This is a genomic window from Cellulomonas cellasea, from assembly GCF_006538745.1.
Classification (GTDB): Bacteria; Actinomycetota; Actinomycetes; order Actinomycetales; family Cellulomonadaceae; genus Cellulomonas_A; species Cellulomonas_A cellasea.
In genome coordinates this window covers 39,324-56,723 of sequence record NZ_BJLR01000037.1, presented here as the reverse complement: position 1 = coordinate 56,723, position 17,400 = coordinate 39,324, and the positions used below count along the sequence as shown (strand labels likewise).

Annotated in this window: 17 protein-coding genes; 5 read left to right on the top strand and 12 right to left on the bottom strand. The window is 76.2% G+C overall.

Annotation, left to right across the window (positions count from 1 at the left end; genetic code table 11):
* Positions 1 to 5 precede the first annotated feature (5 nt).
* Positions 6 to 1,382 (top strand): Na+/H+ antiporter NhaA, encoded by a 1,377-nt coding sequence (nhaA, locus tag CCE01nite_RS19245; RefSeq protein ID WP_034629331.1) that lies wholly within the window; start codon positions 6 to 8, stop codon positions 1,380 to 1,382.
* Positions 1,383 to 1,385: 3 nt separating this feature from the next.
* Here nhaA and CCE01nite_RS19240 read toward each other — a convergent pair whose 3' ends face one another.
* Complete coding sequence (locus CCE01nite_RS19240) at positions 1,386 to 1,883, bottom strand: DsbA family protein (RefSeq protein WP_034629337.1); 498 nt, start codon at positions 1,881 to 1,883, stop codon at positions 1,386 to 1,388.
* A gap of 77 nt (positions 1,884 to 1,960) precedes the next feature.
* Here CCE01nite_RS19240 and CCE01nite_RS19235 point away from each other — a divergent pair, with 77 nt between their 5' ends.
* A complete protein-coding gene (locus CCE01nite_RS19235; protein ID WP_034629344.1) occupies positions 1,961 to 2,386 on the top strand; it encodes a molybdenum cofactor biosynthesis protein MoaE in 426 nt (141 codons plus the stop codon).
* 27 nt (positions 2,387 to 2,413) lie between these two features.
* Here the strand turns inward: CCE01nite_RS19235 and CCE01nite_RS19230 are convergent, their stop codons facing one another.
* Positions 2,414 to 3,265 carry a helix-turn-helix transcriptional regulator gene (locus CCE01nite_RS19230; protein ID WP_141372853.1) on the bottom strand — a complete coding sequence of 284 codons (852 nt, stop codon included), beginning with the start codon at positions 3,263 to 3,265 and terminating at the stop codon, positions 2,414 to 2,416.
* Positions 3,266 to 3,511: 246 nt separating this feature from the next.
* Here CCE01nite_RS19230 and CCE01nite_RS21875 point away from each other — a divergent pair, with 246 nt between their 5' ends.
* Entirely contained in the window at positions 3,512 to 4,060 is a 549-nt protein-coding gene (locus tag CCE01nite_RS21875; RefSeq protein WP_218026492.1) for a MogA/MoaB family molybdenum cofactor biosynthesis protein, read from the top strand.
* Positions 4,060 to 5,049 carry a GTP 3',8-cyclase MoaA gene (gene moaA / locus CCE01nite_RS21870; protein WP_034629347.1) on the top strand — a complete coding sequence of 330 codons (990 nt, stop codon included), beginning with the start codon at positions 4,060 to 4,062 and terminating at the stop codon, positions 5,047 to 5,049. Before CCE01nite_RS21875 ends, moaA begins: the two co-directional genes overlap by 1 nt.
* Before the next feature lie 91 nt (positions 5,050 to 5,140).
* Here moaA and CCE01nite_RS19220 read toward each other — a convergent pair whose 3' ends face one another.
* The 7 genes from CCE01nite_RS19220 to CCE01nite_RS19190 all read right to left on the bottom strand — a co-directional run bounded on the left by CCE01nite_RS19220 (position 5,141) and on the right by CCE01nite_RS19190 (position 11,459).
* Positions 5,141 to 5,377, bottom strand: coding sequence for a MoaD/ThiS family protein (locus CCE01nite_RS19220; RefSeq protein ID WP_034629350.1), 237 nt, complete (start codon positions 5,375 to 5,377; stop codon positions 5,141 to 5,143).
* A 1-nt stretch (position 5,378) separates the two neighbouring features.
* Entirely contained in the window at positions 5,379 to 5,678 is a 300-nt protein-coding gene (locus CCE01nite_RS21605) for a DUF6457 domain-containing protein (protein WP_034629355.1), read from the bottom strand.
* 61 nt (positions 5,679 to 5,739) lie between these two features.
* Positions 5,740 to 6,654, bottom strand: coding sequence for an NTP transferase domain-containing protein (locus tag CCE01nite_RS19210; protein WP_246056753.1), 915 nt, complete (start codon positions 6,652 to 6,654; stop codon positions 5,740 to 5,742).
* Complete coding sequence (gene moaC, locus CCE01nite_RS19205; RefSeq protein ID WP_034629375.1) at positions 6,635 to 7,108, bottom strand: cyclic pyranopterin monophosphate synthase MoaC; 474 nt, start codon at positions 7,106 to 7,108, stop codon at positions 6,635 to 6,637. The genes CCE01nite_RS19210 and moaC overlap by 20 nt, the downstream gene beginning before the upstream one ends.
* Entirely contained in the window at positions 7,105 to 8,331 is a 1,227-nt protein-coding gene (gene glp / locus CCE01nite_RS19200; protein WP_052104061.1) for a molybdotransferase-like divisome protein Glp, read from the bottom strand. Before glp ends, moaC begins: the two co-directional genes overlap by 4 nt.
* Positions 8,332 to 8,508: 177 nt before the next feature.
* On the bottom strand, positions 8,509 to 10,563 hold the full coding sequence (locus CCE01nite_RS19195; RefSeq protein WP_084142662.1) for a PhoX family protein: 2,055 nt from the start codon (positions 10,561 to 10,563) through the stop codon (positions 8,509 to 8,511).
* A gap of 275 nt (positions 10,564 to 10,838) precedes the next feature.
* Positions 10,839 to 11,459, bottom strand: a complete 621-nt coding sequence (locus CCE01nite_RS19190) for an ATP-binding protein (RefSeq protein WP_052104063.1) — start codon at positions 11,457 to 11,459, stop codon at positions 10,839 to 10,841.
* Positions 11,460 to 11,637: 178 nt separating this feature from the next.
* Here CCE01nite_RS19190 and CCE01nite_RS19185 point away from each other — a divergent pair, with 178 nt between their 5' ends.
* Positions 11,638 to 11,844: an Lsr2 dimerization domain-containing protein gene (locus CCE01nite_RS19185; RefSeq protein ID WP_169744016.1), complete on the top strand. Its 207-nt coding sequence runs from the start codon at positions 11,638 to 11,640 to the stop codon at positions 11,842 to 11,844.
* A gap of 16 nt (positions 11,845 to 11,860) precedes the next feature.
* Here the strand turns inward: CCE01nite_RS19185 and CCE01nite_RS19180 are convergent, their stop codons facing one another.
* Genes CCE01nite_RS19180 through CCE01nite_RS19170 form a run of 3 tightly spaced genes read right to left on the bottom strand, consistent with a single transcriptional unit; the run spans position 11,861 to position 17,168 of the window.
* On the bottom strand, positions 11,861 to 13,456 hold the full coding sequence (locus CCE01nite_RS19180; protein WP_084142660.1) for an FAD-dependent oxidoreductase: 1,596 nt from the start codon (positions 13,454 to 13,456) through the stop codon (positions 11,861 to 11,863).
* Complete coding sequence (locus CCE01nite_RS19175; protein ID WP_084142661.1) at positions 13,453 to 15,753, bottom strand: molybdopterin oxidoreductase family protein; 2,301 nt, start codon at positions 15,751 to 15,753, stop codon at positions 13,453 to 13,455. Before CCE01nite_RS19175 ends, CCE01nite_RS19180 begins: the two co-directional genes overlap by 4 nt.
* Complete coding sequence (locus CCE01nite_RS19170; protein WP_034629382.1) at positions 15,753 to 17,168, bottom strand: MFS transporter; 1,416 nt, start codon at positions 17,166 to 17,168, stop codon at positions 15,753 to 15,755. Before CCE01nite_RS19170 ends, CCE01nite_RS19175 begins: the two co-directional genes overlap by 1 nt.
* Between the last annotated feature and the right edge of the window lie 232 nt (positions 17,169 to 17,400).

Sequence of the window (17,400 nt, the reverse complement as noted above, 5' to 3'; positions counted from 1 at the left end):
GTCCCATGGCCGTGCTCCCCTCGCCCGGTCCCACGCTGCGCGTGCGGTTCCCTGCGACGTCCCCCGCGGTGCTGCGCTTCCTCGCCACCGAGGCGGGGAGCGCCGCGTTCCTGCTCGCGGCGACGGTGCTCGCGCTCGTCTGGGCGAACTCGCCATGGGCGGACGCCTACGCGGCGCTGTGGGAGACGGAGGCCGGGTTCCACGTCGGGGGGGTCGGGCTCACGCTCGACCTGCACCACTGGGTCAACGACGCGGCGATGGCGGTCTTCTTCGCCGTCGTCGGGCTCGAGATCAACCGCGAGGTCACCAGCGGCGAGCTCCGCGACCGCCGCACCGTCGCGGTCCCGGCGCTCGGCGCGCTCGGCGGCCTCGCGGTCCCCGCGCTGATCTACCTGGCCTTCAACGGCGGCTCGGAGGCGGCGCACGGCTGGGGCGTCGTGATGTCCACCGACACCGCGTTCCTGGTCGGGATCCTCGCGCTGTTCGGGCCCGCGTGCCCGGACCGGCTGCGGCTGTTCCTGCTGACGCTCGCGATCGTCGACGACATCGGCGCGATCACCGTCATGGCGGTCTTCTACACCGACGAGGTCGCGCTGCTGCCGCTCGCGCTCGCGGGGCTCGTCGTCGTCGCCGTGCTCGTGATGCGCTGGCTCGGGGTGTGGCGGCTGACGCCGTACGTCGTCGCGGCGCTCGCGCTGTGGTTCGCGGTCCAGGCGTCCGGGGTGCACGCGACGCTCGCCGGCGTGCTCGTCGGGCTGCTGCTGCCGTCGCGCCCGTCGCGCCAGGAGGACGTCGACGACGTCGCCCGGTACGCCCAGCACCTTGCCCGCGAGACGACCGCGGAGCGCGAGCACCTGACCGAGGTCGCCGCGCGCGCCGCCGTGCCCGCCGCGGACCGGCTCCAGCGGCTGCTGCACCCGTGGAGCGCGTTCGTCGTCGTCCCGGTGTTCGGCCTGGCCAACGCGGGGGTCCGGCTCGACGCCGAGACGCTCCGCACCGCCGCGTCGTCGCCCGTGACGATCGGCGTGGCGGTCGCGCTCGTCGCCGGGAACGCGATCGGCATCTTCGGGGCGGCGTCGCTCGCGATCCGCGCGGGGATGGGCGTGCTGCCGGGGCGCGTGCGGTTCGGGCACCTGCTCGGCGGGTCGGTGCTCGCCGGGATCGGGTTCACCATCTCTCTGTTCATCGCGGAGCTCGCGTTCGACGACGAGCACCTCGTCGAGCAGGCGAAGATCGGCATCCTCGCGGGGTCGCTCGTGGCCGCCGTCCTGGGCACCGTGCTCCTGCGCTACCTCGGCGAGCGGCTGCCGCTGTGCTCGCCCGCGGACGACGGGCCACCGCCCGCGCTCCCGCCGCGCCCGTGGGTCGCGGCCGTGGGCTGACCTTCAGCGGACGCCGAGCGCGACCCGCATCGCGTCGAGCTCGATCGGCCCGCGGTAGCGCACGCCGCCGAACAGCAGCGTCGGGGTCCCGCGGATCCCGGCCGCGACGCCCTCGAGGTAGTCACGCTCGACCGCGTCGGCGTGCACCTGCGCGCGCTCGCCCACGACCTCGTCGGGGTCGATGCCGAGCTCGGACGCGGACGCGCGCAGGTCGGCGTCGGTCAGCCGGTCCTGCCGCGAGAACAGCAGCTCCTGCATCGGCCAGAACAGCCCGTGCGCACCGGCGGCCTCCGCCGCGAGCGCCGCCGTCAGGGCGTGCGGGTGCACCTCGAACAGCGGGAAGTGCCGCCAGACGAGCCGCACCTGACCGCCGGAACCCTCGACGAGCTCGCGCAGCACCGGGGCGGCGGCGCGGCAGTAAGGGCACTCGAGGTCCCCGTACTCGACGACCGTGACCGGGGCGTCGATCGGACCCAGCACGTTCCTCGCGTCCTGCGGCATGGGCACAGCATCGCACCCGCCCGCCGCCGCCCCGGGCGCACGCGCGGGCGGTCGGGGCACCGCCGTACGCTGACGCGGTGACGACGGTCCGCGCACGCCTCGACGCCGCCCCCCTCGACCTCGCACGGCACGTCGCCGACGTCTCGGGCCCGCGCGCGGGGGCGGTCGCGTCGTTCGTCGGGCTCGTCCGCGACCACGACCCGGGGGCGACGGGCGAGGTCACGGCGCTCGAGTACTCGGCGCACCCCGACGCCGAGCGGGTCCTGGCGGCGATCGCCGCCGAGCTCGCGGGCGACCCGGACGTGCTCGGGCTGTCCGTGAGCCACCGCACCGGGACGCTCGGCGTCGGCGACGTCGCGATCGTGGCGTGCGTCGCGACCGCGCACCGGGCGCACGCGTTCGACGTGTGCCGCACGCTCGTGGAGCGAGTCAAGGCCGAGGTGCCGATCTGGAAGAAGCAGCTCGAGGCCGACGGCTCGCACACCTGGGTCGGGCTGGCCTGACGCGCGTCCGCGCCTGACCCGCGCGGCTCAGGCGCCGGCGGGCACGGCGGTGGCAGCGGGAGCCTCCGGAGCCCCGGGCTCGGCGATCCGCTGGGCCGCGGTGGGCTCCTCGGACTCCGCCGCCGCCCGGCGCGACAGGTGCAGCACGCAGCGCTGGGCCCCCGCGACCCGCTCGAGCCGGTCCGCGACGAGCGGCCCGTCCTGCTGGGCGAGCACCCCGCGCGAGAGCCCCAGGTGCACGCTGCACACGACCTCGGGCCGATCCCGGGCGAGGTCGACGAACGGGCAGCGGTTGAGCTGCACCTCGAGCCCGTCGGTGCACGCGTCCGGCGCGAAGCCGAGGTCCTCGAGGTGCTGCTCCAGTGCGGCGAGCTGGACCTGCTCGACCGGCGCCGCGACGGCCTGCGCGGTCTCCTCGACGACGAAGTCGGCGCACCGCGGCACGTCGGAGCCGGGCCAGCGGTCGTCGGCGGAACCCTCGTCCGGTCGAATCGAGGGCGCGAGCGTCGCACCCCACGCGCGGCCCGCGGTCTCGGCTGCGGACTCGGCGGACCCGAGCCGCCGGCCGTAGCCCGCGACGAGCACGTGCACGAGCTGCTCGCGGGCCCACGCGTCCGTCGTGACCGCCGCGGCGCGCTCGAGCGAGCGGTACAGGATCCGCGGCCGGCCGCGCGTGCGGCGGAGCTCGGGCTCGCGGGCGACGAAGCCCGAGGCCACGAGCTGGTCGAGGTGCTCGCGCGCGGTGTTCACGTGCAGCCCGACCTCGCCGGCCAGGGTGTCGACCGTCATCGGGCCGCCCGTGCGCTGCAGGAGGTGGAGCATCGCGACGCGCTTGTCCGACGCGAGCACTCGGTAGGCACTGGCCCGTCGGTCGACCATGCCTCCGAGTGTGCCCCTCGGCAGGTGCGGCCGGCCGGGACCTTCGGGCCGCCTCGGCTCGACCGGCTCCCGCAGTGCGACCCTCCTCCACGTCCTGCTGGGCAGGCGTCGGGCACGTCGTCGTCCACCGCAGGCACGGTCGTCGTCCGGCGATCCTGCCGCACGGCAGGCACGCCCCGCGCTGCCGGAGCCCCCGTGGACCGTCCGAGATGCCGGATCCGGCGGTGCCGTCGGTACGGTGGGCGCATGCACCTGCCCTCCGGCGTCCACCCCGCTCACGACCCGGGCACCCTGCACGACCCGGGCGCGACGCTCGTCGGGCTCCCCGCCGCGGTCGTCGTGGCGTCGGACCGCTCGTCGCGCGGCGAGCGCCCCGACCGCTCCGGCCCGCTCGCCGTCGAGCTCCTGCGCGACGCGGGGATCGCCGCCGAGCAGCCGGTCGTGGTGCCCGACGGGCGCCGCAGCGTGCAGGCCGCGATCCACCAGGCGCTGTCGTCGGGTGCGCGGCTCGTGATCACGAGCGGCGGCACGGGCGTCGGGCCGCGCGACCAGACCCCCGAGGGAACCCGCAGCGCGATCGTGCGGGAGCTGCCGGGGCTCGCCGAGGCGATCCGGCGCGACGCCGCCGAGTCCGTCCCGACCGCGGTGCTGTCCCGCGGGCTCGCCGGCATCAGCGCGACGGGCTCCGTGGTCGTCAACCTCCCGGGCTCGCCGGACGGCGTCCGCCAGGGACTGCGCGTGCTGCTCCCGCTGCTCCCCCACCTGCTCGACCAGCTCGACGGGGTCGACCACTGATGCTGGTCGACCGGTTCGGCCGCGTGCACCGGGACCTGCGGATCTCCCTCACCGACCGCTGCTCGCTGCGCTGCACCTACTGCATGCCCGCGGAGGGCGTGCCGTGGCTCCCCGGCTCGACGCTGCTGACCACCGCGGAGCTCGTCCGGATCGCGTCCGTCGCGGTCGCGCACGGCGTCACCGAGATCCGGCTCACCGGCGGCGAGCCCCTGCTGCGGCCCGACGTGGTCGACGTCGTGGCGGCGATGGCCGCGCTCGACGGCCCGGAGGGGTCCCCCGAGATCTCGCTGACCACCAACGCGCTGCGCCTGCCCGCGCTCGCCGCGCCGCTCGCCGACGCCGGGCTCGCGCGCGTCAACATCTCGATCGACACCCTGCAGCGCGAGCGGTTCCGCGACCTCACCCGCCGCGACCGGCTCACGGACACCCTCGCGGGCATCGCCGCCGCGGACGCCGCCGGGTTCCGGCCGATCAAGCTCAACGCGGTCGCGATGCGCGGGGTCAACGACGACGAGCTCGTCGACCTCGTGCGGTACGCGGTCGACCGCGGCTACGAGATGCGGTTCATCGAGCAGATGCCGCTCGACGCCGGCCACACGTGGGCACGCCGGACCATGGTCACCGGCACCGAGATCCTCGAGCGGCTCGCCGAGGCCTTCACGCTGACCGAGATCCCCGGGCGCGGCTCGGCGCCCGCCGAGCGGTGGCTCGTCGACGGCGGACCGTCGACGGTCGGCGTCATCCGGTCGGTCTCCGCACCGTTCTGCGGGGCGTGCGACCGGGTCCGGCTCACCGCCGACGGCCAGCTCCGCTCGTGCCTGTTCGCGCGCACCGAGACCGACCTGCGGACCATCCTGCGCGAGGGCGGCACCGACGAGGACCTCGAGGCGGCGATCCGCACGTGTCTCGCCGGCAAGCAGCCCGGCCACGGGATCGACGACCCGACGTTCCTGCAGCCGGACCGGCCGATGAGCGCGATCGGCGGCTGAGCGCCCGACCCGACCGAGCTGCGGCGCCTGCGCCGCCGGGCACCGCCGTGGCCGATCGCGGCGCGCCGGGCGCCCGCCATCGCCCGGCCGCTCAGCCGCCCGCGAACGGCGGCAGCACGTCCACGACGTCGCTCTCCCGGACGACCGCGTCGTCGTCCGACCGGACGCCGTCGACGAGCACCGAGCAGCGGCCCAGCACCTGCGCGAGCTCGTCGCCGTGGGCCGCGAGCATGCGTGTGCGGAGCTCGCCGACGCTCGTCCCGGCGAGCTCCTCGGACTCGGTCCCGGCCGCCTCGGCGGCACCGGCGAAGTAGCGCACGAGCGGCACGTCAGGCCCCCGTGCCGCCGAGCGCCCCGGAGCGCTCCTGCCAGCCGGCGGCGAGCGCGCTCGTGCGGCGCATCGCCTCGTCGAGGCCCACGGTTCCCGTCGCCACGGCGTAGCCGAGCAGGAACGTCGTGAGCGGGGTGGCCGGGCGGGCGACGCCGTGCGCGGCGTCGCGGGCGACGTCAAGCAGGCCTGCGACGTCGACGACCGCGGGGTCGACGCCGAGCTCGGTCGCCAGCGCGCGGACCCACGTGTCGAGCGGGGTCTCGGGGACGGGCACGCCGGTGTCGTCGGACGCGGTCATGGGTTCCTCCGGGTGTCGGGTGCTGCGGGCTCGGGTGACGGCGAGCGGGCCGTGCGGACGGTCAGCCGCCGGGCCGAAGCTCCGGGTCGGGCGGGCCCTCGCCATCGTCCCACCGCGGCGGGGTCGTGCGGACGCCCGGACGTGCGACGACGTCCCCGTCCGGCGGGCGGGCCGTGTCGAACGCGCGCACGTCCTCCCACGTGTCGAGGTCGGCGGCGGCGGACGCGTCGTCGGGCACGCGGACGAGGGTCAGCGGGGCGAGCAGCGCGCGGACCGACGCACCGCGCACCGTGCCGTCGTCCCGCCCCGCGGCCAGCGCGGTCAGCGCCCGGTCGAGCTCCGTACGTCGGTAGAGCCCGACGAGCGGCTGGTCGCGCCCGTCCGCGTCGACGAGCAGCGCACCGGACGCCGCGCCGGCGCCCGAGCACGCCGCGACGAGGTGCGGGACTGCCACGGCCGCGCGCGGGACGTCGCACGCGAGCACGAGCACCCACGGCGCGGGCCCGTCGCCGCGCTCCGGCACGTCGGGCACGGCGCCTCCACCGAGCTCGGGTGAGCCGTCCGGTCCGGCGGCGTCGCGACCTCCTGCACCTCCGGCGCCCGGTGCCGAGCCGGTGGGCACCGCGTCGGCCCCGGTCCGTCCCAGCGCCGCGAGACCCGCCGCGATCCCGGCGACGGGTCCGCCGTCGGGCGGTTCCTCGAGCGTCCGCAGCACCCCGCCCGGCACGGCCACCGACCCCGGCGCGACCACGACGGTGCGGCGCGCCCCACCCCCCGGCCCGGATGCGGCCGCGTCGAGCGCGTACGCGAGGAGCCGCCGCCCGGACACGACCACGTCGGGCTTCGACACCCCGCCGAGCCGCCGCGCGCGCCCGCCCGCGAGCAGCAGCGCGTCGTAGGTCAGCGGCGCTGCGGCCCGTGCCGCGCCGGGCATCCCCGCCGCGTCGCGCGCGAGCTCAGGCCCGGGCCCAGTCACCGGACTTCCCGCCCGACTTCGCGACGAGCCGCACGTGCTCGATCTCGACCGCCTTGTCGAGGCCCTTGAGCATGTCGACGACCGCGAGCGCCGCGACCGACACCGCGGTGAGCGCCTCCATCTCGACGCCCGTGCGGTCGGCCGTGCGGACGGTCGCGGTGATCCGCACGCCGTCCTCGTCCGGCTCGAGGTCGACGACGACGCCGTGCACCCCGATGACGTGCGCGAGCGGGAGCAGCTCCGCGGTGCGCTTCGCCGCCGAGATGCCCGCGATGCGCGCGACCGCGAGCACGTCGCCCTTGGGCACGTCGCCGGCGTGCAGGACGTCCATGACGTGCCGCGGCGCACGGACGTAGCCCTCGGCGGTCGCGGAGCGCACGGTCGGCTGCTTCGCGGTCACGTCGACCATGCGGGCGTGGCCCGCGGCGTCGAGGTGCGTGAACGGGCCGCTCACGAGGCGATCCGGATGACGGTCACGTGGTCGCCCTCGGTGACCTGCTCGACGTCGGCGGGCACCACGGCGAGCCCGTCGGCGGCCGCGAGGCTCGCGACGAGGTGCGAGCCGGACCCCCGGGCGGCCGCGGGGCGCACCAGGACCTCGCCGTCGTCCTCGACGATCGTCACGGGGATGTGCTGCTCGCGGCCCGCGGGCGAGCTCCAGCCCTGCGTGACGCGGGCCCGCAGCCGGGGACGCTCGAGCGCGGCGCCGGACAGGCCGCGCAGCCGCAGGATCGCGGGCCGCACGAACGCCTCGAACGACACGAACGCGCTCACGGGGTTGCCGGGCAGCGAGACGACGGGCGTCCCGTCGGGCAGCAGCCCGAAGCCCTGCGGCTTGCCGGGCTGCATCGCGACGCTCACGAACGACATCCCCGGCAGCGGCGCGAGGACCTCCTTGACGACGTCGTACGCGCCGACGCTCACGCCGCCGGACGTCACGACGAGGTCCGCGGCGGGGTACTGCGCGCCGAGCGCCTCCGCGAGCAGGTCCGGGTCGTCGGGCACGACGCCCAGGCGCTGCACGCGCGCACCCGCGGCGGCGGCCGCGGCGGCCAGCAGGTAGGAGTTGGAGTCGGGGATCTGGCCGCGGCGGGGTGCCACGCCGGGCGTCACGAGCTCCGACCCGGTCGCGAGCACGACGACCACGGGACGGCGGTGCACGACGACCTCGGCGCGCCCGACCGACGCCACGGCGGCGAGCCGGTACGGCGTGAGCTCGGAGCCCGCGCGCAGCACGACGTCCCCGGCGCTCACGTCCTCCCCGACGCGGCGCACGTGCCGGCCCGCGGGCGACGGCTCGCGCACCTCGACCTCGACGATCCCGGCGTCGGTCACCTCGACCGGGACGATCGCGTCGGCGCCCGGGGGCACGGGCGCGCCGGTCATGATCCGCGCCGCGGTGCCCGCCTCGACGACCGGCTCGGCGTCGGTGCCCGCCGCGAGGTCACCCACGACGCGCAGGTGCACCGGGGAGCCGGGGGTCGCACCGGCGACGTCGGCCGCGCGGACCGCGTACCCGTCCATCGCGGAGTTGTCGAAGCGCGGGAGCGCCTCGTGCGCGGTCACGTCCTCCGCGAGCACGAGCCCGGCACCGTCCTCGAGCGCGACGGTGTGGGCGGCCGTGGGGACCACGAGCCCGAGGACGGCGTCCCGGTGCTGGTCGACCGTGCGAATCATGGGACCTCCTGGCGTCGGGAGAACCACGCTAGCGGCCGGGACGTCCGCGGTGCACGGAACGCCCGCACCGAGGTCGGTGCGGGCGTCCCGGTTGTGTCTCGACGCGGTCACGCGCTGGTCACGGCCGTCCCGGCCCTGCGTCCGCAGGCGTGTCGAACGCCCGCGGAGGCCGCGCGGTCAGCCCTGCCAGACCTGCACGACGCTCGGGCGCGGACCCAGCGCCTGGCCGCGCTTCGGCCGGCGGCCGGGCGCCACGTAGTCCGGGAAGTTCGACTGCGGAGCGTCGAACGTCCCGTCCTCACCGGGGTGCTGCACCGCGACGAAGACCATCGACTCGTTGTCGCGGATCACCGGGCCGCACGTCTCGGCGCCCGCGGGCACCGAGAGGAACTGCTGCACGTGACCGCGCTCGGCGCCCTCGAGCGGGACCTTGAACAGCGCGTCGCCGTAGCCGATCGTGCCGGGCTGGCCGTCCGTGGAGACCCACAGGTTGCCGGCCGCGTCGAACGCGAGGTTGTCGGGGCACGAGATGGGCGAGACCTGCTCCGGCGGGAAGCCCGCGAAGTAGGTCGAGGTGCCCGCCGCCGGGTCGCCGCACACGAGCAGGAGCGTCCAGCGGAACGTCGAGGCCGTCGGGTCGTCGCCGTCCTCGGTGAGCTCGACGACGTGGCCGTCCCGGTTCGCGACGCGGGGGTTGGGCTCGGTCGCGCCCTCCTTGCCGGCCTTGCCGCGGTCGGTGTTGTTGGTGCACGCGACGTAGACCCGGCCCGTGTGCGGGTTGGGCTCGACGTCCTCGGGCCGGTCCATCTTCGTGGCGCCCACGGTGTCGGCCGCGAGGCGCGTGTAGACGAGCACCTCCTCGGTCGTGAACCCGGGGACGTGGCTCACGCCGTCGACGACGAGCGGGATCCACTCGCCGGTGCCGTCGAACTCGCCGTCGGCGGGCAGCGCGCCCGTGCCGGTGATCTCCGCCGCCGGGGAGTCGCCCTGGAACCGCGCGACGTACAGCGAGCCGGCCGAGAGCAGCGTCTTGTTGTGCTCGCGGTCGGCGCGCTTCGAGCCCGTGCGCATCGTGTCGCGCGAGACGAACTTGTAGAGGTAGTCGAAGCGCTCGTCGTCGCCCATGTACGCGACGACCTGACCCGACGGCGCGAGGATGACGTTGGCGCCCTCGTGCTTGAACCGGCCGAGCGCGGTGTGCTTGACGGGCACCGACTCGGGGTCGTGCGGGTCGACCTCGACGATCCAGCCGAACCGGTTGGGCTCGTTCTCGTAGCCGGGGTTGCGGGCGTCGAACCGCGGCTCGATCTCCTCCCAGCCGCGCGTCGTCGCCTTGTCGGCGAGGCCGTAGCGCTGCTCGCGCAGGGACGTGCCGCGCGTGCGGAAGTACTGGTTGACGTTCTCCTCGCCCGACAGGACCGTGCCCCACGGCGTCGTACCGCCCGCGCAGTTGTTGAGCGTGCCGAGCACCGTGCGCCCCTCGGGGTCGTCGACCGTGCGCAGCAGGTCGGAGCCCGCCGCCGGCCCGCTGACCGCGAACGGCGTCGAGGCCGTGATCCGGCGGTTGTAGCCGCCGATCCGGAGGTACTCCCACGGCTTGCCCGGGCCCGAGCGGCGCAGCTCGACGACGCTCATGCCGTGCGCGTTCATCGCGATGCGCTTGCGCTCCGCGAGCACCGCCGGGTCGGTCGACGGCGGGAACATCAGGTTCTCGTTGGTGTACTCGTGGTTCGCGACGAGCAGCGCACCCTTGTCCCCGCGGCTGCGGTCGCGCCCGGTCGGGAGCATCGGGACGATGTCGAGGTAGTCGTTGTTGTAGCCGAACTGGCCGGCCTGCGCCTCGGCGGTCTGCGCGTCGCGGTCGAACGCGGGCGCGTGCCGCAGGATCGGGTCGCCCCAACGGATGACCGGTGCCCAGCGGTAGCCGTCGGGCACGGTGAAGGCGTCGGTCGCCGCGGGCACGGGTGCGATCGGGCCGAACGCGAGGCCCTTCGTGGCGCCGTGACCCTTGCCGTGCGCGGCCGCGGGCTGCGCGCCGAGCGTCGGGCCGACGACGAGGGCGAGCGCCCCCGCACCGAGGCCACCGAGGACGGACCGGCGGCTGAGCGCGGCGCTCGCGACGTCCCGGAAGTAGGCGTTGTCGCTCGTGTTCGGGACGGGCTGCGCGCACGCGTCCCCGCACTTGAGGTGGCAGGTCACGGCGCTGCGGTTGCCGCGGACGTGCCCGGCCATGGGGAGCAGCGAGCGGGACTCGGGCGCGAGGGTCACGGGGGTGCCTCCGGGGAGATGAGAGCGCCGCCCAGGGGACGACGAGGGGCGCCCCGGACGCTAGGCACCCGATCCGACCGGCCGGCGACCCGGCGGTGACGCGCGGGTGAACGTTCACCCGGACGCCGGGGCGCAGCCTCTGCGTCTGCCTCTTCCCCCTCTGCCGACGCTCAGCCCCGTGTCCCGACCCTGCGGCTCAGCCCGGACGGACGCTCCGGCCCTGCGGCCGACCCCGGGGCTCAGCCCCGCCGCGCGGTGCGGTCCTCGCCGCACGCGAGGTCGACGGTGAACCACACGGTCGTGCCGGCAGCGCCGTTCGCACCGGGGTCGACGCCCCACGCCGACGCGAGGTTGGCCACGACGTGCAGGCCGCGCCCCGAGAGCTCGGTCGGGTCCGGGTCGCGCAGGACCGGCGTCCCGGCTCCGTCGTCCGTCACCGCGACGCTGAACGCACCGTCCCGGAAGGCGGTGCGGACGGCGACGTGGCCGCGCTCGGGTCCGTGGACGACCGCGTTGGTGACGAGCTCGCTCGCGAGCAGCTCGATGACGAGGGCCTCGTCGGGCGACGCCCCGCACCCGAGCGCCACGTTGGCGGCGCGCCGGCGCACGTGGGTGACCAGCCAGGGGCCGGCCTCCGCGCCGAGGTCCAGGCCGTGGCCACCGGGGCGCGGCTCCGGCGCGGGCAGCACGGGGACCGCGGACCGGTGGGCGGCGCCGTGCGGCTCCAGCACCGCGGCGGCGGGTCCGGCGGCCGGTCCGGCGACGGGGACCCCGTGCCGTACGCGCCCGGGGCGAGCGCGCGGCACGGGCGTCACGCCCGTGCGGGTCAGTGCGTGCAGGTCGTCCATCGCGTCGATCACGGCTCCCCCGAACCTCTCCTGTGACGCGTCGCGGCCGGCGCCGGCGCGTTTGCTTGATAGTTCATCTATCGGCCGGTGAGGTGGCCGCCATGAAGGATTCTGGACGCGCGTTCAGGGCCGACCGCCGAGCCGTGGGCCGACCGGGCCCCCGGCGCCCGTGTGCGGGATGATCCGCAGCATGGCCACCCAGACCCGCGTGCTCGTGACCGACGACCTCGACGGCTCCGAGGGAGCGCGCACCTACCGGTTCGCGTGGGGCGACACCCGCTACGAGATCGACCTCTCCGACGCGCACCGCGACGACCTGCTGCGCGCGCTCGAGCCGTACATCACTGCGGCGCGCAAGACGACGGCGCCGAGGCGCCAGCGCGCCGTCGCGGACTGACGGGACGGTCGCGGGGTCAGCCGCGGGCCCGCGCCGGCTCCTCGACCTCACCGAGGACGTCCCCGACCGCCCGGCGCGGCTCGCGGGCCCGCGCCCGGTCCGGGTCGGTCGTCCCGAGCCAGTCGAGCAGCCCGCAGACCACGTCCGTGCACCCGCCGCACCCGGTCGTCGCCCGGGTCTCCCGCGCGACGTCCTCGACGGTGTCGGCGCCGTGCCGCCAGCACGCCACGATCTCGCCCTTCGTGACGCCGTTGCACCGGCACACCGTGGTGCGGTCGGGCATGAGCGTCGGCGACGCGGCGGGCTCGGGGGCACCGCCGACGGGCCGCAGGAGCAGCTGCGCGGGGTCCGACGGTGCGGGCGTGGCCCGCGTGTACGCCGCGACCAGGTCCGCCGCGACCTGGCCCGCGCCGACGCACGTCGCGCCGACGACCCGGCCGTCCGCGACGACGACCTCGACGTGCCGCCCGCCCACCGGGTCCGTCAGGCGGACCGACCGGTGCCCCGCGTCGGTCCCGCGCCGCGTCCCGCTCACGCCCATCGAGACGACGTCGAGGCCGACGGCCTTGACCCGCACCACGTCGGTGCCGCCCTGCGGCAGCGGGGCCCCGACCGGACCGGGGGCGGCGTCGGGGTCGGCGTCCGCGGGCTCGTCGCGCTGACCCGTGAGCAGCAGCGCGAGGCGCCGGGCCTGGTCCCAGCCCTGCGCGATGAGCCCGGTGCCGCCCTCGGGCGGCTCGGCGCAGTCGCCGATCGCGAACACGCGCGGGTCGGCCGGCGCCGCGAGGTCCGGGCCGACGACGACGCCGCGCGCGACGTCGAGCCCCGCCCGCTGCGCGAGCCCGACCTCCGGCACGGTGCCCGCCGTGAGCACGAGCAGGTCGGCGTCGAGCCGCTCACCGCCCTCGAGCCGCACGCCCTCGAGCCGGCCGCCGCGCACGAGCACCTCCTGCGTGCGGGCCGCGAGGCGCACCCCGATGCCGAGGCGCCCGAGCTCGCCGGTCACGACCGCCCCGGCGTCGCCGTCGAGCTGGCGGTCCATGAGGCTCGGCCCGCCGTGCACGACCGTGACGTCGAGCCCCCGGTGCGCGAGACCGCACGCGACCTCGAGTCCGAGGACGCCGGCGCCGACGACGACCGCCGTGCGCGCGTTGACGGTCGCCGCGACGATCTCCCGCGCGTCGTCGAGCGTGCGCAGCGCGTGCACGCCCGCGGGGAGCGCGGCCTCGTCGTCGGGCGACCCGAGGCCCTCGAGCTCCGGGACCCGGGCGCGTGCACCGGTCGCGAGCACGACGACGTCATAGGGGTACGTGCACCCCGCGGAGTCGACGACGACCTGCTCGGCGCGGTCGATCGCGACGGCGCTCGTGCCGGGCAGCACCGACGTCCGCTCGCGCACGCTGCGGGGCAGGCTCAGCGACGCGACGTCGAGCTTGCCCGCGACGACCTCGGAGAGCAGGACCCGGTTGTACGGCTCGTACTCCTCCGCGCCCAGCACCGTGACGTGGAAGCGCCGCTCGGCGTCGCGCGCGTGCAGGTCGTCCGCGAAACGCGACCCGACCATGCCGTGCCCGACGACGACCACCCGCGTCGTGCCGCTGCTGCTGCTCATGCCCCCGCCGTCCCCGGCGCGTGCGCGCCGCCGTCGCCCCTGACGCCGGCCGCCACGGGCTCGAGCCCCGCGTCGACCGGCTCGAACCCGTCCCACGGCCCGTCCCACCGGGTCACCTGGACGGCGCACACCTTGAACTCGGGCATCCCCGAGACCGGGTCGGTCGCGTCGTTGGTGAGCCGGTTGACGCTGCCCTGGCCGCTCCAGTGGAACGGCATGAACACGGTGTCGGCCCGCACCGCGTCGGTGACCCGGGTGCGCGCGACGAGCCCGCCGCGCGCGGTCTCGAGGTGCACGGGCGTGCCGTCCTCGACGCCGAGCCGCTCCGCGAGCAGCGGGTGCACCTCGACGTAGGGACCGGGCGACGTGCGCACGAGCGCCGGCACGCGCCGGGTCTGCGCACCCGACTGGTAGTGCGCGAGCACCCGCCCGGTGATGAGGTACAGCGGCGCACCGGGCCGCAGGTCGTCCGCGGGGCCGACGTGGTCGACCGGGACGAGGCGCGCGCGGCCGTCGGGCGTCGGGAAGTCCCGCGTGAACAGGCGCTTCGTGCCGGGGTGCGGGTTCGTCCCGGCGGGCGTGGCGGGGCACGGCCAGAACAGGTCCGGCTCGGCGTCGAGGCGCGCGTGGCTCAGCCCCGAGTAGTCGGCGCGGCCGCCGGCGCTCGCGCGCGCGAGCTCGTCGAAGACCTCCGCGGGGTCGGTGCCGAAGTGCACGGTGGACCCGAGCCGGGCGGCGAGGTCGGCGAGCACGTCGAGCTCGCTGCGCACGCCGGGCGGCGGCTCGATGGCCTTGCGCCGCCGGATGACGCGGCCCTCGAGCGACGTCATGGTCCCTTCCTCCTCGGCCCACTGGGTCACGGGGAGGATCACGTCGGCGAGCAGCGCGGTCTCGGACGGCACGACGTCGCACACCACGAGCAGCTCGAGCGCGGCGATCCGCTCGCGCAGCCGGTCGGCGTCGGGCGCGCTCACGACGACGTTCGAGCCGTGCACGAGCAGCGCGCGGGGCCCGCCGGGCGTCCCCAGGCGCCGCAGCAGCTCGACCGCGGGCAGGCCCGAGCGCGGCAGGTCGGCGGGGTCGACACCCCAGACCGCCGCGACGTGCGCCCGCGCGGCGTCGTCCTCGATGGACCGGTAGCCGGGGAGCTGGTCGGCCTTCTGGCCGTGCTCGCGCCCGCCCTGGCCGTTGCCCTGCCCGGTGATCGCGCCGTACCCGCTCCCGGTCCGGCCCGGCAGGCCCAGCAGCAGCGCGACGTCGATCGCCGCGGTCACGGTCGCGGTCCCCTGGCTGCTCTGCTCGACGCCGCGCCCGGTCAGCACGTACGCGCCCGCTCCCCCGCGGGACGGCGACGCGGCGGCGAGCAGCCGGGCGACGGCCCGCAGCGTCGTGGCGGGCACGCCGCTGACCTGCTCGGCGCGCTCGGGCCACCAGGCCGCGACGCACCGGCGCAGGTCGTCGAGCCCGGTCGTGCGCCGCTCGAGGTAGGCGGTGTCGGCGAGCCCCTCGGCGAGCACGACGTGCGCGAGCGCGAGGAGCACGACCAGGTCGGTCCCGGGCACGGGCTGGACGTGCAGGCCCTGCCCGTCGGCGGTCAGTTCGGCGGTCGCGGACCGGCGCGGGTCGACCACGACGAGCCCGCCCGCGGCGCGCACGCCCGCGAGGTGCTGCAGCGACGGCGGCATGGTCTCGGCGAGGTTCGAGCCGAGCAGCAGCACGGCCTGCGCGCCGCCGACGTCCTCGAGCGGGAACGGCAGGCCGCGGTCGACGCCGAGGGTCCGGTTGGCGCCCGCGGCGGCGCTCGCCATGCAGAAGCGCCCGTTGTAGTCGATGTTCGGGGTCCGCAGCACGGTCCGCGCGAACTTCCCGAGCGCGTACGCCTTCTCGTTGGTCAGCCCGCCGCCGCCGAACACCGCGACCGACTGCGGCCCGTGCTCCGCGGCGAGGGCCCGAAGCTTGCCGGCGACGAGGTCGAGCGCGTCGTCCCACGTCGCGGGGCGCAGCTCGCCACGCACCCGGACCCACGGGGTCGTGAGCCGGTCCCCGGTGCGCAGGACGCTCGCGCTCGTCCAGCCCTTCTGGCACAGCCCGCCGCGGTTCGTCGGGAAGTCCCGGCCCTGGACCGTGAGCGGCGGGACGGGGTCGGTACCGGGCGCGGGCGGACCGGCGGACGCGTCGGCGCCGGCGGTCGGCGTCAGGCTCATCGCGCACTGCAGCGCGCAGTAGGGGCAGTGCGTGACGGTCCCCCGCGCGTCGTCGGACGCGCGGGGGGCCGCCACCGCAGGCAGGGCCACCATCAGATGCGGGCCTCGGTCATCGCGGCGCCCTTGCGCTGGTACACGGTCCACGTCACCGCCGACATGACCGCGTAGACCCCGATGAACACCCAGAGCGCGGCCTCGAGGGAGCCGGTGCGCGTCGTGGACATCGCGAACCCGCGCGGGATGAGGAACCCGCCGAACGCCCCGATCGCCCCGGCGATGCCGATGCAGCCGGCGGCGGCCTTGCGGGCCCGGTCCAGCCTCGTCCCGGTGCCCGCGCCGACCGCGAAGACGGCCGGGATCATCCGGTAGGTCGAGCCGTTGCCGATGCCGGTGGACGTGAACAGCAGCAGGAACGAGGCGAGGAAGAGCCAGAACACGTGCTCGCGCAGCGCCATGATCGCGCCGAACGCCCCGAGCGCCATGCCGAGGTAGGACGCGATCGTCACGCGGGCCCCGCCGAGGCGGTCCGCGAGGATCCCGCCGAAGGGCCGGGCCAGCGAGCCGACGAGCGCCCCGAGGAACGCGATCGACAGGACCGTGCCGGCGACCGAGAAGGTGACCTCGGGGAACTGGCCCTTGAGCAGCGTCGGGAACGCGCCGGCGTAGCCGATGAACGAGCCGAACGTGCCGATGTAGAGGAACGAGATGATCCACGTGTGCCTGCTGCGGGTCGCGTCCGCGAAGGACCGGTAGTCCGCCTTGGCCGAGGTCAGGTTGTCCATGAAGCGCCACGCGACGAACGCGGCCAGCAGGATGAACGGGATGAACATGAGCCCGGCGCGCTCGAGCGCGATCCCGGCGCCGGCGACGATCACGAACGGCACGGCGAGCTGCACCGCGGCGGTGCCCATGTTGCCGCCCGCCGCGTTCAGGCCGAGCGCCTTGCCCTTCTCCTTCGCGGGGTAGAAGAACGAGATGTTCGCCATCGACGACGCGAAGTTGCCGCCACCGACCCCGGCGAGCGCCGCGATGGCGAGCATGACGCCGAACGAGGTCTCGGGCCGCTGCACGGCCCACGCGATCGCGGCGGTCGGCAGGAGGAGCAGGAGCGCCGAGACGATGGTCCAGTTCCGGCCGCCGAACAGCGGGACCGCGAACGTGTACGGGATGCGCAGCGTCGCGCCGACGAGGCTCGGGACCGCGATGAGCCAGAACATCTGGTCGACCGTGAACGCGAAGCCCGCCGCGGGCAGCTGCGGGACGACGATGCTCCACACGGCCCAGACCGCGAAGCCGAGGAACTCCGCGAAGATCGAGCCGTAGAGGTTGCGCTGCGCGACCCGCCGGCCCCCGTTCGCCCAGAACGTCGTGTCCTCGGGGTCCCACTGGTCGATCCACCGGCCGCGACGCCCGTGCGCCGGCGGCGCCAGGGTCGTGTCGAGGGCGGTCTCGGTGTCCGTGGGTCCGGCGACGCTGCCGGCGGGGGTCATGGTGGTGGGTGTCGCCATCACTGCCTCCTGAGGGGGACGGCCGGGAGTCGGTGGAGAACCGTGGCCGTGTGCCCTGACGCTAGGAAGCCGATGTTTCGCTCGTGCGCGTGCGTCGATGACACGGAGGGAAACCTCCGCGCACAGGGTCCGTGCCGGGGGTGTGAGAAGTGCTGTGAGACGGCGGGCGCACGCCGGCGCCCGGGCGACCGCGAGGGTGCGGTCGGCCGGGCGCCGGGTGGGGTGCTGGACG